At 71.4% G+C, this 14,861-nt stretch carries 20 protein-coding genes; 13 read left to right on the forward strand and 7 right to left on the reverse strand.

Features of this window, described 5'->3' with window-relative positions:
• Positions 1-35 precede the first annotated feature (35 nt).
• Positions 36-443 (reverse strand): CBS domain-containing protein, encoded by a 408-nt coding sequence (locus SD626R_RS11515; protein WP_092566504.1) that lies wholly within the window; start codon positions 441-443, stop codon positions 36-38.
• 76 nt (positions 444-519) lie between these two features.
• Complete coding sequence (locus tag SD626R_RS11520) at positions 520-1,476, reverse strand: DUF5787 family protein (RefSeq protein WP_092566505.1); 957 nt, start codon at positions 1,474-1,476, stop codon at positions 520-522.
• A 131-nt stretch (positions 1,477-1,607) separates the two neighbouring features.
• Here SD626R_RS11520 and SD626R_RS11525 point away from each other — a divergent pair, with 131 nt between their 5' ends.
• The 3 genes from SD626R_RS11525 to SD626R_RS11535 all read left to right on the forward strand — a co-directional run bounded on the left by SD626R_RS11525 (position 1,608) and on the right by SD626R_RS11535 (position 3,571).
• The gene (locus tag SD626R_RS11525) at positions 1,608-1,991 is read left to right on the forward strand and encodes a hypothetical protein (protein WP_092566506.1); all 384 of its coding nucleotides are present in this window, start codon (positions 1,608-1,610) and stop codon (positions 1,989-1,991) included.
• On the forward strand, positions 1,988-2,638 hold the full coding sequence (locus tag SD626R_RS11530) for an NUDIX hydrolase (protein WP_092566507.1): 651 nt from the start codon (positions 1,988-1,990) through the stop codon (positions 2,636-2,638). The genes SD626R_RS11525 and SD626R_RS11530 overlap by 4 nt, the downstream gene beginning before the upstream one ends.
• A 99-nt stretch (positions 2,639-2,737) precedes the next feature.
• Positions 2,738-3,571 carry an NAD+ synthase gene (locus SD626R_RS11535; RefSeq protein ID WP_092566508.1) on the forward strand — a complete coding sequence of 278 codons (834 nt, stop codon included), beginning with the start codon at positions 2,738-2,740 and terminating at the stop codon, positions 3,569-3,571.
• 42 nt (positions 3,572-3,613) lie between these two features.
• On the opposite strand, the gene SD626R_RS16870 is transcribed toward SD626R_RS11535, so the two are convergent.
• Positions 3,614-3,763 (reverse strand): DUF7563 family protein, encoded by a 150-nt coding sequence (locus tag SD626R_RS16870; protein ID WP_170938266.1) that lies wholly within the window; start codon positions 3,761-3,763, stop codon positions 3,614-3,616.
• A gap of 157 nt (positions 3,764-3,920) precedes the next feature.
• Positions 3,921-5,018, reverse strand: a complete 1,098-nt coding sequence (locus SD626R_RS11540) for an anthranilate phosphoribosyltransferase (RefSeq protein ID WP_092566509.1) — start codon at positions 5,016-5,018, stop codon at positions 3,921-3,923.
• Positions 5,019-5,309: 291 nt separating this feature from the next.
• Here SD626R_RS11540 and SD626R_RS16875 point away from each other — a divergent pair, with 291 nt between their 5' ends.
• The 6 genes from SD626R_RS16875 (at position 5,310) to SD626R_RS11560 (ending at position 8,667) form a co-directional block, all read left to right on the forward strand.
• Entirely contained in the window at positions 5,310-5,468 is a 159-nt protein-coding gene (locus SD626R_RS16875) for a DUF7317 family protein (RefSeq protein ID WP_176697319.1), read from the forward strand.
• Between the two features lie 63 nt (positions 5,469-5,531).
• Positions 5,532-6,593 carry a siroheme decarboxylase subunit beta gene (locus tag SD626R_RS11545; RefSeq protein ID WP_092566510.1) on the forward strand — a complete coding sequence of 354 codons (1,062 nt, stop codon included), beginning with the start codon at positions 5,532-5,534 and terminating at the stop codon, positions 6,591-6,593.
• Between the two features lie 79 nt (positions 6,594-6,672).
• The gene (locus SD626R_RS11550; protein WP_092566511.1) at positions 6,673-7,479 is read left to right on the forward strand and encodes an aldo/keto reductase; all 807 of its coding nucleotides are present in this window, start codon (positions 6,673-6,675) and stop codon (positions 7,477-7,479) included.
• 106 nt (positions 7,480-7,585) lie between these two features.
• Complete coding sequence (locus SD626R_RS16880) at positions 7,586-7,744, forward strand: hypothetical protein (protein ID WP_158298361.1); 159 nt, start codon at positions 7,586-7,588, stop codon at positions 7,742-7,744.
• Between the two features lie 174 nt (positions 7,745-7,918).
• Positions 7,919-8,326 (forward strand): DUF5790 family protein, encoded by a 408-nt coding sequence (locus tag SD626R_RS11555; protein WP_092566512.1) that lies wholly within the window; start codon positions 7,919-7,921, stop codon positions 8,324-8,326.
• 131 nt (positions 8,327-8,457) lie between these two features.
• Positions 8,458-8,667, forward strand: a complete 210-nt coding sequence (locus SD626R_RS11560) for a hypothetical protein (RefSeq protein ID WP_092566513.1) — start codon at positions 8,458-8,460, stop codon at positions 8,665-8,667.
• An 18-nt stretch (positions 8,668-8,685) separates the two neighbouring features.
• On the opposite strand, the gene SD626R_RS11565 is transcribed toward SD626R_RS11560, so the two are convergent.
• Positions 8,686-9,459 (reverse strand): creatininase family protein, encoded by a 774-nt coding sequence (locus SD626R_RS11565; protein WP_092566514.1) that lies wholly within the window; start codon positions 9,457-9,459, stop codon positions 8,686-8,688.
• Positions 9,460-9,601: 142 nt separating this feature from the next.
• Between SD626R_RS11565 and SD626R_RS11570 the strand changes: the two genes are divergently transcribed.
• Positions 9,602-9,943, forward strand: a complete 342-nt coding sequence (locus SD626R_RS11570) for a DUF5789 family protein (RefSeq protein WP_092566515.1) — start codon at positions 9,602-9,604, stop codon at positions 9,941-9,943.
• A 38-nt stretch (positions 9,944-9,981) separates the two neighbouring features.
• Here the strand turns inward: SD626R_RS11570 and SD626R_RS11575 are convergent, their stop codons facing one another.
• A complete protein-coding gene (locus SD626R_RS11575; RefSeq protein ID WP_092566516.1) occupies positions 9,982-11,928 on the reverse strand; it encodes an ABC transporter ATP-binding protein in 1,947 nt (648 codons plus the stop codon).
• A gap of 109 nt (positions 11,929-12,037) precedes the next feature.
• Positions 12,038-12,391, reverse strand: a complete 354-nt coding sequence (locus SD626R_RS11580) for a DUF7538 family protein (protein ID WP_092566517.1) — start codon at positions 12,389-12,391, stop codon at positions 12,038-12,040.
• A gap of 124 nt (positions 12,392-12,515) precedes the next feature.
• On the opposite strand from SD626R_RS11580, the gene rnz reads away from it, so the two are divergent.
• The 3 genes from rnz (at position 12,516) to SD626R_RS11595 (ending at position 14,855) form a co-directional block, all read left to right on the forward strand.
• Positions 12,516-13,448, forward strand: coding sequence for a ribonuclease Z (gene rnz, locus SD626R_RS11585; protein ID WP_092566518.1), 933 nt, complete (start codon positions 12,516-12,518; stop codon positions 13,446-13,448).
• A 70-nt stretch (positions 13,449-13,518) separates the two neighbouring features.
• The gene (locus SD626R_RS11590; protein ID WP_092566519.1) at positions 13,519-13,938 is read left to right on the forward strand and encodes an HIT family protein; all 420 of its coding nucleotides are present in this window, start codon (positions 13,519-13,521) and stop codon (positions 13,936-13,938) included.
• An 89-nt stretch (positions 13,939-14,027) separates the two neighbouring features.
• Complete coding sequence (locus SD626R_RS11595; RefSeq protein WP_092566520.1) at positions 14,028-14,855, forward strand: P-loop NTPase family protein; 828 nt, start codon at positions 14,028-14,030, stop codon at positions 14,853-14,855.
• Positions 14,856-14,861 lie beyond the last annotated feature (6 nt).

The following is a 14,861-nucleotide window of genomic DNA, read 5'->3' on the forward strand; positions in this document are numbered from 1 at the left end:
GGGGAAGGGGCGATCGCGGGGGTGGAAGCTCCGGCCTACGGCGACGCCGTCTCCGGCGAGGAGACGTACGCGGCGAAGTCGGAGGTGGTGATGATGCCGATCGGCGTGTCGCCGTCGACCACGGGCACGTGGTGGAAGCCGTGTTCGATCATGAGCGCGGCGACCGCGGAGACGGAGTCCTGCGCGCCGGCCGTGATCGGGTCGCGCGTCATGTACCGCTCGACGGTCGTCTCCGCCTTGGGCTGGCTCTTCGCGACGATGTCGACGAAGTCGGTCGTGGTGAGGATCCCGACCAGGGCGCCGTCGTCGTCGACGACCAGCGCCGAGCTGACGTCGTTGTCGAGCAGCACGGCGGCCGCGTCCTCGACCAGCGTGTCGGGCGTTACCGTGTGGAGCTCGCTCGTCATCAGGCGCGCGACGAACACGTCGTCGATGTCGTCCATGGCTGAGAATCCGTCGCTCGGGGTATAAGGATTCCCACGCGGCGCGGCGGCGCCCCGCGTCAACGCGGGGGGAGCCTCACAGGAACCGCGAGAGCCCCGACTGCCGGCGCGGCCCGTCGCCGTCGGGGTCGGCGGTCCACGCGGTCCGCTCGTCGCGGAGCCCGTCGCGGTCGACCGCCGGCGGGTCGGCGGGATCGTGCGCGTCACAGCCCGCGCCGCAGTCGCGACCCGGGTCCACCACCCGATCGAACCGCTCGCAGTACGGTCGGCCGTCGGCGGTCCCCGTCGCGTGCGCGCACCCCGGAGGCGACGGCCGCCACCCCTTCCCGTACGCGCGCTCCGCGATCCGGCGCCGCTTGCGGGCCACCGCGTCCGGACCGACGAGGGACACGTCGGTGCGGAGCGACCGCTCCTCGCGGATCTCGACCCCGGGGGCGTCGGGGTCGAGCGGGGAGGGCTCGCGGATCACCTCGCGCTCGCCCGTCTCGGGATCGAACCGCCAGACTCCGACCGGGTCCGGGATCCGGTTGAGGTGCGCGCGGGTGACGTACGAGGCGGTGGCGAGAATCGCCTCGTCGAACAGCCCGAGCGCGGCGTCGTACCGCAGCTGGGCCGCCAGGTCGCCCGGCGTCCCGAGGTCGGGCTTGTTCTCGATCGCGGTCAGCGAGCCGACCCAGTCGTCCGGGTAGCGGGCGGTCGCGCGCACGACCGGGCGCCCGTCGCGGCGCTCGCGTTCGAGGTAGCCGGCCTCGACCGCGCGCTCGACGACCGCGGCCGCCCGGTCCGGCGGGAGGTCGAACGCGTCCGCGACGGGGACCGCCTCGCCGGGACCGACCGCCGCCTCGATCGCGGGGTCCGGGATCCGGTCGGGCGCGATCGCCGCCCGCCGGTCGAACCCCGGTCCGGGTTCCAGCACGCAGACGTCGACGATCCGGCCGCCGGGGTTCGTGACCCCCGCGCCGAGCTGGCGGGCGACGACCCGGTCCGGCGATTCGAGCGCGGCGCACAGCGCCAGCTCGAACCGGAACTCCATGGAGGTAGGAGGGGCGCCGTCGGCTAAAGCGCGTCGGCGCGGACGGGGGCCGACCGCGGCGGCGCAGTCCGCTTTCCCATCGCTCCCGCCGCGGTCGAAACCGGTATTCCCGGCCGGCGCCAACGTCGACCATGCGCCGGGTCACCCGGAACCTCCTCGTCGCCATCGCCTTGGTCGCCGTCGCCCTGCTCGCGCTGGGCGCCCTCCCGAGCTACCTCGGGGGCGGCGACCCCTACTACCTGACCGCCGAGCAGGTCGAGACGGACGCGTCGGCGATAGACGTGAACAACGTCTCCGAGCGCCGGTACCCGTTCCTGACGAGCGCGCTCGCGAGCGACGACGGCCGGTCTGACCCGTACCTGGCCGACTCGTACGGGATCAAGGAGTGGTTCACCCACACGCCCTTCGACGAGGTGGACGCGCTGACGCGACAGCTTCCCGAGGCGGCGGCCGACGGCGGGGTCCGCGTGCGGTACGAGGGCGCCGTCTACCGCGTGGAGGTGGTGCGGCCGTGAGCGACGACGACGGGCGGTCAGGCGGCGAGGGCGACGCGGCCCGTCGCGACGACGCGCCGGCCGCCGACCTCCGCGACCTCCCGGCCTTTTCCGACGGCCGCAACCACTCGCTGCCGGGCGAGCCGGAGTGGCCGGTCAGGGAGGTCGCCGTCGAGTACGACCCCGGCTGGTTCGTCGGGGGGTACGACCGCGTCGAGCAGCCGGACGGGTCGGAGAAGCGGTACTACTGGGCGGAGCTGTCGCCCGCGACGGTCGTGATCGCGGTCGCGGACGACCGGGTGCTGTTCGTCGAGCAGTACCGGCCGACGGTCCGGAACACCCAACTGGAGCTGCCGGCGGGGATCGTCGAGCGCGGCGAGTCGTACACCGCGGCGGGGGCGCGCGAGCTCGCCGAGGAGACCGGCTTCGCGCCCTCGTCGACGTCGCTGCTCCAGGAGGTGTGGTGTTCGACGGGCGTGCTCCGGCACAAGCGCGGCTACGTGTTCGCCGAGGGGCTCGACCCGGTCGAGGTCGACCACGACAGCAACGAGTTCCTCGCCCCGCGGACGGTTCCGGTCGACGAGGCCCTAGCGGTCGCCCGCGATCCGCCGACGAACGACGCGACGCTGGAGGGGCTGCTGCTCGCCGAACACGAGGGGCTGCTGTAGGCGGGCGGCCCGGACGGGCCGTCGGCGCGAAACCCGACGAACGTCCAGTTCGCCCGGACGAAGCGGGGGTATTAGTCGTCTCGGCCCCTGTAATCCGCTATGAGCCAGACCTCGGAGCAGTCGGTGTTGCTGTCGGACGACCCCCCGCTCGACCTCCGGTTCTCGGAGTCGGAGCTGGAGGCGACCCGCGAGCGAATCGTCTCGTTCATCGGGGACGTCGTGGACGACGCGGGCGCCGAGGGCGCCGTCCTCGGCCTCTCGGGCGGGATCGACTCGACGCTGACCGCCCACCTCGCCGTGGAGGCGCTCGGCGAGGACGGCCTGCACGGGCTCACCATGCCCTCGGCGGTCAACGACGCGGACGTGATGAGCGACGCCGAGCGCGTCGCCCACGAGCTCGGGATCGAGTACGACGTGATCGAGATCCAGCCGATCGCGGAGTCGTTCTTCGACGCCGTCCCCGAGGCCGCTGAGGATCGGACCGCGGCCGGGAACGTCTACGTCCGGACCCGTGCGGTCCTGAACTACTTCGTCGCCAACGCCGAGGACCGCGTCGTGCTGGGGACCGGGAACCGCGCGGAGGCGATGACCGGCTACTACACGAAGTACGGCGACCAGGCGGTCGACTGCAACCCGATCGGGAACCTCTACAAACAGCAGGTGCGGCAGCTGGCCGCGCACGTCGGCGTCCCGCGGGACCTCGTCATGCAGGAGCCGACCGCGGGGATGTGGGAGGGCCAGACCGACGCCGAGGAGATGGGCCTCGACTACGACGTCGTCGACGCGATCCTCGCGGTTCACGTCGACGGGGGCCTCTCCCGGGCGGCGACGGTCCGCGAGCTCGACGTGCCCGCGGAGGCGGTCGACCGCGTCGTCGAGCTCCACGAACGGAGCGCTCACAAGCGGTCGATGCCGCCGGCCCCGGAGTCGTAGGGGCGTCAGCGGGAACAGAGGGAGTCCGAGAACGGAGAGGGGTCAGGCGTCGTGCGCCCGCTGTTTCGTGACCTCCGCGATACCGGCGTTGGCCGAGCAGTTCGGGCACGCGTGGATCCGGCCGCGCGCGTCCGAGAACACGCGGGCGAACCGGTCCGAGACGTGCGCGTCGCAGTGTTCACACGTGGGCATCGTGGGGGATCTCTCGGTGTGAGATAACATCGTGTATCATGGTGTTCTATGCGTGTGAGAGTTGGTCACGAACGCCTAAGTGGGCTTTCCGAACTCCGTCCGAAATTCCGCCCAAAACTGCGTCGACGACCGGAGCCGGCGATCGTCGATCCGGGCCTCAGAACGCCCGCAGCGCTTCGAGCACGCCCAGCGCGGAGCCGTCGCCGATGGCCTCGCGGGCCGCCGTCAGCCCCGCCTCGATCGAGTCGGCGTCCTCGCGGGCGTAGATCCGCAGCGCGGCGTTGACCGCGACCGCGTCGGCGAAGGCGCCGTCGCGCTCGCCGGCCAGGACCGCCTCGGTGATGGCGGCCGACTCCGCGGCCACGTCGTCGACCGCGAGGTCGTCCTCTTCGAGGTCCATCCCGTAGTCGGCGGTCTCGATCTCGAAGTCGTCGAAGGAGGCGCCGTCGCTGCCGGCCTCGCCGTCGCTCCCGCCGGCCGCGTCCCACTCGGCGACCTTGGTGTAGCCGGGGCGCACGTCGTCGTACCCCTCCATCCCCTGGAACATCAGCACGCGGTCGAGGTCGTGGAACTCGCTCTCGACGAAGGTGTCGACCACCTTCTTCGCGAACGCGAGGTGGTAGAAGGAGCCGAGGTGGACCGACGCGCCCGCCGGGTTCGCCAGCGTCTCGATCGTGTTGACGAACGACCGGACGCCCATCATGTCGCGGCGGTCGAACAGGTCGTCGATCGCGGGGTTGAACGCTGGCTGGTAGTAGAAGCCGAAGCCGGTCTCGTCGACCATGTCGGCGGAGTCCGAGGGCGTCAGCTCGGTGCGGACGCCCAGCTCGTCGAGGACGTGCTTGTAGGCGTCCTGCTTTTGCGTGGGGACGCGGTCGCCGGAGTGGACGACGACCGGCGTGCCCGCGGCGGCCGCCACCGCGCCGGCCGCGACGCCGAGGATCGCGGAGCGCCCCTTCCCGTCGTAGTTGGCGCCGCAGTCGACGGGGTCGGCGTCGGGTTCGGCGTACTCGACGCGCTCGCACATCACGTCGACGTACGCCCCGAGCTCCTCTGCCGTGTTCCGCTTCCAGCGGTTCGCGAGCCAGAACGCCCCGAGCGTCGTCGGGTCGGGCTCGCCCGCGAGGATGCGCTCGAACGCCTCGGTCGCCTGCGCGCGCGTCAGGTCGTCGGCCGACTTGTGGCCGGAGCCGCAGACCTCGGTCATCAGCCGCTTGAGGGGCCACTCGCCGAACTCCTGGGTCGCCTGAGCCATACGCCCCGTTCGGGTCCTCGAACGAAAAGTCCCTCGCTCGGCTCCCGAGCGGTGAGAACGATCCCGGCGAGTCCGATCGTCGGTTCGGGACGCGCGCGAACCGAGGACCCCGGCGAGCGGACGTCTCGTCCCGGTTCCGTGCCATTCGTTCTCATACAAAAACGGATCGATCACGTGATTATGCTCCATCTAAGACTATTTTTGTCCAGTATTTTTCCTCAGAAGATTTGTGACAGAGTGCAAAAAGCGTTAGAACTATATGTGCGTCCATCTGTTGGAGAAGCGTACCCGATGACGTCCAAATCCGTCGCCACCGCACTCACGCTGTATCGCGCCCGCACACTGACGCTCGAACAGGCCGCCACCGTCGGCGGCTGCTCGACGGCGCAGCTGGAGGAGAGCGCTCGGGCGTTCGCGCCGGCGGCGGGGCACGCCCCCGCTGACGACTGACCCCTCCCGGAACGACCGACCCCCTCCGAAACCCGTAGGTACGCGCGACCCCTTGTCCGGGTAATGAGTCTGGACGCCGACTGGCGGGCCGACATCGACGCGGTCGACGCGGCCCTCATCGACGAGTACCAGAGCGGTTTCCCCGTCGAGCCCCGACCCTTCGAGCGGGTCGCCCGCGAGATCGCGGCCGAGACGGGCGCCGGTGTCGACGCCGACGAGGTCCTCGACCGCGTCCGCGGCCTGCGCGAGCGCGGCGTGTTCCGCCGGTTCGGGGCGGTGCTCAACCCCCCGGTCATCGGCTCCTCGACGCTCGCGGCGGTGCGCGCGCGCGAGGACCGGTTCGACGAGGTCGCCGAAGTCATCAACGGCTACCGGCAGGTGAACCACAACTACCGGCGCGACCACGAGTGGAACCAGTGGTTCGTCGTCACCGCGGGCTCCCGCGAGACGCGCGACGCGATCCTCTCGGAGATCGAGGAGCGCACCGGTTGCGAGGTGCTCGCGCTCCCGATGCTCACGGACTACTACATCGACCTGGAGTTCCCCGTGGTGAACGGGGACAGATTCGCTCGGGAATCTCTGGAAGAAACGACGGTCTCCGCCACCCGCATCTCCGAGGACGCTCGCGGCGACCTGAGCGCCCTCGAAGCCGACCTCCTCCTGGCGATCCAGGACGGGTTCCCGCTGTCGGCGACGCCCTACGCCGACGTGGCGAGCGAGATCGGCGCCCCCCTCGACGACGTGCTCGCGGCGGTCGAACGCCTCCTCGCGGACGGCTGTATCAAGCGGATCGGCTGCGTCGTCAACCACGTCGTCACGGGGTTCACGAACAACTGCATGGTGGTCTGGGACGTGCCCGACGACGAACTCGACGAGCGCGGCGAGGCGGTCGGAAGCCTCCCGTACGTCACCCTCTGTTACCACCGGCCGCGCCGGACCGACCAGGGCTGGGAGTACAACCTGTTCACGATGATCCACGGGCGGGAGGCCGGGGCGGTCGACGCGAAGATCGACGAGCTGGCGGCCGAGCACCTCCCCTTCGACCACGAGCGGCTCTACTCGACGGCGACGCTGAAACAGACCGGGGCGCGCTACGAGGACCTCGTCGCCGACGGCGACGACTGAGGGATCGGGAGGGGGAGGAGAGCGGTCGAGAAGCGGGTCGGACCGATACGTTCACGGGGGTCGCGGCCCCCGGATCGGTATGTCCGACGCGTTCGATCGGCTCGGGTACGGGACGTACGAGCTGCGGCACGGCGAGGAGTGCGTCTCGGGGGTTACACGCGCGATCGAGACCGGGTACCGGCATATCGACACCGCGCAGGGGTACGACAACGAGGCGTCGGTGTCGGCGGCGATCGACGCGACCGACGTCGACCGCGACGACCTGTTCGTCGCGACGAAGCTCTCGACGGACAACCTCTCGTACGACGACGCGGTCGCGACCGCGCGGGTGAGCCGCGACCGGCTCGGCGTCGACTCGATCGACCTGCTGTACGTCCACTGGCCGATACACACCTACGACCCCGCGGAGACGCTGCCCGCCCTCGACGCCCTCGTCGACGAGGGCGTCGCCGACCGGATCGGGCTCTCGAACTTCCGGCCCGACCAGCTGGCGGAGGCCGTCGACCGCCTCGACCACGAGGTGTTCGCCCACCAGGTCGAGTGCCACCCGCTGCTCCGGCAGGCGGAGCTGCGCGAGCTCGCGGTCGAGCACGGTCACTGGCTCGTCGCGTACTCGCCGATCGCGCGCAACCGCGTCGCCGACGTGGACGTGCTACGAGAGATCGCGGCGAAACACGACGCGACCCCGGCGCAGGTGAGCCTCGCGTGGCTGCTCTCGAAGGAGCGCGTCGCGCCGATCCCGAAGGCCGCGAGCGCCGGCCACATCGAGGAGAACTGGGCCGCGCGCAACCTCGACCTCAACCCCGAGGACGTCGAGCGGATCGACGCGATCGACCGGCGCGAGCGCGTCGTCGATATCGAGGGAGCGTCGTGGAACCGGGCGTGACCGGAGCCTTTCTCGTCGGAGCAGATATATAGCCGTTCGGAGCCGAACCGACCGGTACGTCCGTCTCATAGTCGATTTTACGCCGGTCGCCGCGGATCCCCCGAACGTGATCGATACCGACGATACGTCCCGACGGCCGGCGCTGATCGCCGCCACGCCCAGCGCCGAGCGGGTCGCCGAGTGGATCCGGACGCTCGCGCTGCTGGCCGGCGTGTTGGGCGTGCTGATCGCGCTGTTGACGCTGGAGCTCGTCGTCCGGCTGTGAGGGGGGCCGCGGCCGGTTCCGGCGTCGCCGCTGGTGAGCCCCGCGGCCCCGCCGACGCCCGAGCGAAACTGAACGTCGCCCGGTGCCGAACCGGGAGCGTGACACCTCGTCGGACGCGGTTTCACTTCCGCTTTCGGGCGCGTTTTTAAACCCCGCCGGGACGAGGTGTCGGGTATGAGCCAGTCCACGTTCGACGACGACGACCTGTTCGGGGAGGCGGCCGCGGAGACGCGCGCGGAGGTCGAAGAGCACCTCGCGGCCGCCCGGGCCGAACTCCCCGACCCGGACGACGTGTGGGAGACGGACGCGGACAACGTGCTCGGTGCCCTCAACGGGCTGAAGTCGGCCCTCGACGTCGGCGACGCGGTCGACTCGGTCCGGTCGGCGAAGAAGGCGTACGTGCTGGGCGAGCGCGCCGACGCCTTCGAGGACGCCGACGACCTGAAGGCGGAGGTCGAAGAGCTGGAGTCGCTCGTCGGCGACATCGAGAGCGCCGCCGAGGAGGTCGCCTCGCTCACCGGTACGGTCCCCGCGATCCGCGGCGCCCTGCAGGACGCGGCCGAGGCGGGCGACGACGAGTAGTCGGCGTTTCGGTCGAGACCGGCGGTGCGGCGTTCCGACGGGCGGGCGAGACACCGATACGAGCGGCGTGCCGAACCGGGAACGGCCGGAGTACCAACGTCTCTTTAGGAGTAGAGCGGCTGTTTCGCCGTATGGACTGTCCCGTCTGCGGAACCGCGGTCGTGGCGTTCAGCGAACTTCCGGACGAGGTGCGGGAGCGCTTGGAGGCGGATCCGGGGCGACAGCGGCAGTCGGTCGAGCACCGGCGGGAGAGACACACCGCGTGTCCCGACTGCACGTTGGAGATACACGGGTGCGGCCAACCCTACGCGGTCCCCGAGGAAGCGACGCCGGCGCGCTGACGGTCCCCCGGTGGCTTTTTAAATAGACTCCCGATCGACGACCGCCCTCGCGAGCTCCGCGAGCGCGTCGCTCGCGAGTTCGACGAGCGCCTCGCCGCGGGCCGCGTCGCCGGCGGCCGGGTCGCCGACGGCGCCGTTCTCCGTGAACTCGTCGGAGTCGTGCGCGAGGTTCACGCCCGAGACCCACTCGCCCCACCGGTCGGCGGCCCCCTCGCTCGCGGCCGCGACGCGGTCCTCGCGGACGAGGTCGGGGTTGGTCGCGCGCAGCAGCGCCGTCTCCAGCGGGCCGGCGTGGCCCATGTCGCCGGCGTGCTCGCCGACCGCCTCGAACCAGGTGAACGCGACCGCGTAGCCGTCGTGGGCGTCGTCGCGGGAGAACCGCCGGGCGACCTCCGCGAGCGCCTCGACGTTACCGCCGTGTCCGTTGACGAACACGACCCGGTCGATCCCGTGGCGCGTCAGCGATTCGGCCGTCTCGCGGACGTACGCCCGGAACGTGTCGGGCGAGACCCACATCGTCCCGTCGAAGGCGCGGTGCTCCTCGGCGACGCCGACCGGGATCGGGGGGGCGACCGCGACCGCGCCGGGGCTCTCTTCGGCCCCGTTGCCGTCGGCGGTCGCATCCCCCTCCTCGTACGCCGCCGCGCCCGCTTCCGCGACCGCGACGGCGTTGAGCGTGTCGGTCCCGAGGGGCGCGTGCGGGCCGTGCTGTTCGGTGCTGCCGACGGGGACGAACGCGACGTCGAGGTCGGCGTCGCGCACGTCGGTCCAGGTGGCGTCCGCGAGTCGCATACCGGTCCCTCGGCGGGGCGGGCCGTATAGCCGACGGTTTTCGGGCGGATCAGGGGGCAGGCCGACCACTCGCATCCGGCTGAGCCGGACGGGGAGCGAGTCGGCCGGGGGAATTATTCCGCTCGCCGACGACGCGCCACGCATGAGTAACGATGACGAGGACCACGGTCGAACGGCGGGGGTGACGTTCGGACCGCTAAAGCGGGCGCTCCGCGAGCACCGGTACCCGGTGTCGGTCGGGGAGCTGGTGGAGCAGTACGGCGGCTTCGAACTGGAGGCCGGCGGCGAGAGCGAGCGGCTCGAAACGGCGCTGGAGCGGTGCGATCGGACGCGATTCCGCGAGCCGCGACAGGTGCGCGACGCGGTCCTCGACGCGCTGGGCGAGGAGACCGGAGGCGGGACGGTGACGCCGGGAGGCGAGGAGGAGAGCGACGCGGGGGACGGGAGCGACGCCGTAGACGGCTGGAGCCGGCTGTCGACGTGAGCGCTGTGGGGAATCCGAACGGACCAGCCCGCGCCGCCTCAGTCGTCGTCGGACTCCGCGTCCTCGATCAGGCGCGCGGTGCGCTCCTGGGCGCGGTCGATGAACTCCTGCGGGAGCTCGTCGATCTCGCCGGCCTGGACGCCCCAGAGGTGAGCGTACAGCCCGCCGTTCTCCAGCAGTTCGGCGTGGGTCCCGCGCTCGACGACCTCGCCGCCCTCCAACACGAGGATCGCGTCGGCGTCCTTGATCGTGGAGAGCCGGTGGGCGATCGCGAACGTCGTCCGGTCGGCCGTGAGCCGGTCGAGCGAGCGCTGGATCAGCATCTCCGTCTCGGTGTCGACGTCGGAGGTCGCCTCGTCGAGGACGAGGATGTCGGGGTCTTTCAGCACCGCCCGCGCGATGGTGACGCGCTGGCGCTGCCCGCCGGAGAGCTTCACGCCGCGCTCGCCGACCATCGTGTCGTAGCCGTCCGGGAGGTTCTCGATGAACTCGTGGGCCTCGGCGGCCCTGGCGGCCTCGCGGACCTCCTCGTCGGTCGCGTCGAAGGTGCCGTACGTGATGTTCTCGCGGACGGTGCCGTAGAACAGGTACGACGACTGGCCGACGTAGCCGATCGAACGGCGGAGCGACTTCAGCGTCACGTCGCGCACGTCCTGCCCGTCGATCTCGATCGATCCCTCGTCGACGTCGTACATCCGGAGCAGCAGCTTGAGGACGGTGGACTTCCCGGCGCCGGTCGGGCCGACGAGGGCGAGCGTCTCGCCGCCCTCGACCGCGAAGTCGACGTCGGAGACGATCGTCTCCTCGTCGTAGCCGAAGCTCACGTCGTCGTAGGCGACCTCGCCCTCGTCGACGACGAGGTCCTCGGCGTCGGGCTCCTCGGCGAGCCGGGAGGGCTCGTCCATCAGCCCGAAGATCCGCGCGGAGGAGGCGCGGGCGCGCTGGTACATATTGATTATCTGTCCGAACTGCGCCATCGGCCAGATGAACCGCTGGGTGTAGAGGATGAAGACGACGAAGTTCCCGACGGTGAGCGTCCCGGTGAACGGGCCCGGCGGCGTCTCCTGGAACACCCAGAGCCCGCCGACGACGAACGTGAGCACGAAGCCGATACCGGCGAGCACGCGGAGCGCCGGAAAGAACTTGATCCGGGTCCGGATCGCGTCCCAGTTGGCGTCGAAGTAGTCCATCGAGACGTCGTCGACGCGGTCGGACTCGTACGGCTCCGTGTTCGACGACTTGATCACCTGGATGCCGCCGAGGTTGTTCTCCAGCCGCGAGTTCATCTTCCCGACCGACGAGCGAACCTCGGCGTACTTCGGCTGGATCGTCCTGATGAACAGGTACGTGAACCCGCCGATGATCGGGACCGGCAGCAGCGCGACGAGGGCGAGCTGCCAGTTGATCCACACGAGCAGGAACCCGATCCCGACCACCATCACCGAGAGGCGGAACAGGGAGTTCATCCCGTCGTTCAGGAACCGTTCGAGCCGGTTCACGTCGTTCGAGAGGATCGACATCATCTCCCCGGTCTGCTTGTCGGAGAAGAACTCCATGTTCAGCCGCTGCATCTTGTCATAGGTGTCGGTCCGGACGTCGTGCTGGATGTTCTGCGCGAAGCCGTTGAACCCCCAGTTGCGGATCCAGTGGAACGCGGCCCCGAGCCCGAACGCGCCGCCGATGACGGCGACCGTGAACCAGAACTGCGCCGTCTGGCCGGTCGGGAGCCACGCCTCGGGGAGGAGCACGAGCGGGATCTGCTCGCTGAAGAGCGCGTCCTCGTAGAACACGGCGTCGATGGCGATCCCGAGCATCAGCGGCGGGAGCAGGTCGAGGAGCCGCGCGAAGACGCTGGCGAGGATCCCGACCGACACGTGCGGGAGGTAGTCGCGACCGTACGCGAGGAACAGCCGTTTCATCGGGTTCTCGATCTTGTCCCGCTGTTCCTCGAAGGGGTCGTCTTCCTCCCACTCGGCGCTACTCATTACCGGATCCTATCGGTCCGGGCGGCAAATGGGTTTCCTTCGACCCGGGATGCACCGGCGTAAATCACCGGTATCGGGCGTCGAAACCGGCGATCGGGCGGGATCGGGATCAGACCGTGCGGCGCTCCGCGTCGGGGTCGACGCCGGCGGCGTCGAGGTCCTCGCGGATGCGCCGCCGGAGGGGATCGGGGATCTGCTCGCGGGGGACGGGGGCGGCCGTGGCGGCGGGCGCGTCCCCGTTGTCGGCGGTCCCGTTCCGGTCGTCCCCGGCAGTCGCATCCGGGTCGTTCCCGGCGGTCGCGCTCGGATCGCCGGCGGGGACCGTCCAGTAGAGGACGCGCTCCGGCCCCGCGTAGAACTCCACCGCGAACCGGTCGCCCCCGCCGTCGTAGTGGACGCGCGCCGCATCGCCCTCGGCGCGCCACCCCTCTCGTCCGACCAGCGCGGCGATCGAGTCGTGCACGGTCGGACTCGGGCCGGCGGACACATGTCGGTGTCGCCGGCGGACCGCGGCGGCCGCTCCACCGGGACCGTCGACCCCCGCCGTCATCGACACCGGTTTACAACCGCCGTCCCGACGTCCGGGCATGTCCCTTCGCGTCACGTTCCTCGGCACGGGCGGCGCCGTCCCGACCACCGAGCGCGCGCCGAGCGCGCTGTTCGTCAACCGCGAAGGCGACCGGCTCCTCTTCGACTGCGGCGAGGGCACCCAGCGCGGCATGATGCGGTACGGTACCGGGTTCGGGATCGACCGCCTGTTCGTCTCGCACCTCCACGGCGACCACGTCCTCGGGATCCCCGGACTGGTCCAGACCCTCGGGTTCAACGACCGGGCGGAGCCCCTGACGGTCCACTGCCCGCCGGGGGCCGAGGGCGACCTCCGCGACCTCGTGCACGCGGTCGGCCACGACCCCGCGTTCGAGGTCCGGATCGAGCCCGTCGCACCGGGCGAGGTGGCGCTCGACGCCGACGGCTACGATGTCCGCGCGTTCGAGACGGAACACCGGACGGTGTCGCAGGGGTACGTCCTCGAAGAGGACGACCGGCCCGGCCGGTTCGACCGCCCGAAGGCGGAGGAGCTCGGCGTCCCCGTCGGCCCGAAATTCGGCCGGCTCCACGAGGGAGAACCGGTCGAGGCCGCGGACGGGACGGTCGTGGAGCCGGACCAGGTCGTCGGCCCGCCGCGGCCCGGCCGGACGCTCGTCTACACCGCCGACACGCGCCCGCGAGAGCGGACGGTCGAGGTCGCCGAGGGCGCCGACCTCCTCGTCCACGACGCGACCTTCGCCGACGACATGGCCGACCGCGCCCGCGATACGGCCCACTCGACCGGCCGCGAGGCCGGGGAGATCGCCGCCCGCGCGAACGCGAGGCGGCTGGCCTTGGTGCACGTCTCCTCGCGGTACGCCGCCGACGCTTCGCCGATCCGCCGGGAGGCGACGGCGGCGTTCGGCGGCGAGACCCTCCTCCCGGACGACGGCGACCGCGTCGACGTGCCGTTCCCCGACGCGGGGGAGTAGGTCGAGGCGGGGCTCGGAACGACCGTCCTCCCGGGAAACCTTGATGCGTCGCGCCGCCGATCCACCGCGTATGTCCGACGACTGTATCTTCTGTTCGATCGTCGCCGGCGACATCCCGGCGCGGACCGTCCACGAGACCGACGACGTGCTGGCGTTCCTCGACGCCAACCCGCTCGCGCGCGGCCACACGCTCGTCATCCCGAAGTCGCACGCCCGGCACCTCGGCGACCTCGACGACGACCTCGCGAGCGACCTGTTCGCGGCCGTGACGGAGCTCACCCCGCACATCCAGTCGACCGTCGGCGCCGACGGCGCCAACGTCGGGATCAACGACGGCGCGGCGGCCGGGCAGGAGGTCCCGCACGTCCACGTCCACGTCATCCCGCGGTTCGATGGCGACGGCGGCGCCCCCCTCCACGCGGTCGGCGGCGAGCGGCCGGACCTCACCGACGACGAGCTGGACGCGGTGGCCAAAGCGATCGGGGAGTGAGCCCGGGGGCGACCGCCGACTAGGTTCCGGACCGCGTCGACGGCCGGCGTGCGACAGCGTTAACAGCGAACCTCCGGGTAGCCGAGCGCATGCAGGCGAGGACCCTCGCGCTTGTCGGAGCGACCGGCGGCGCGGGAACGACGCGAACCGCGGTCGAACTGGCGGCGCTCGGCGCGCGCGACGGCCGCGACGTGGCCGTGGTCGACGCCGCGTTCACGACGCAGGGGCTCTCCGAGTACGTCTCGGACCGGATCGGCACCGACCTCACGGCGCTGCTCACCGACGAGACCGACGCGTCGCTGTCGGCGGCGACGTACCCGATGGATGTCGGCGGCGGCGACGGGAACAAGGGTGGCGGGAACGGGGAGGACGGCGACGGAACCGCTCCCGACGGCGCGACCGGCCTCCCCGGGCGCGCCGACGCGGTACCGGCCCGGGCGCCGTTCGAGCGCGTGGCCCGCGCCGAGACGGCCGAGGCCGGGCGGAAGCTGGAGCGGCGGATCGATGAGGCGGCGACCGCCTACGACGCCGTCGTCGTCGACACCGCCCCGATCGGCTCGAACGCGGCGGTCGCGGCGGTCACGGCGGCCGACCGCGTCGAGGCGGTGACGCCCGCGACGGCGCACGGGCGCGACGCGCTCCAGCGGCTCCGCGGCCGCGTGGCCGACGTCGGCGGGAGCGTCGACGGGGCGGTCGCGGTGGCTCGCGTCGGGGCGTCCGACGCCGAGCGCGACGGCGGAGGCGGCGCCGACAATTTGCTTCCGGCCGTCGATCCCGCGGTCGGGAGCGCTCCCGAGGCGGCGACGGGGACCGGCGCGTACGTCGAGGCGCTGGCGGAGACGTACGAGCGCGCCTTCGACGCGGCGCTCGGGATCGAGTTCGAGGAGCCGGGACTGGTCGATCGGATCCGGTCCTGAAGGGGC

The sequence above is a fragment of the Halorubrum sp. SD626R genome, from assembly GCF_001261915.1.
GTDB lineage: Archaea > Halobacteriota > Halobacteria > Halobacteriales > Haloferacaceae > Halorubrum.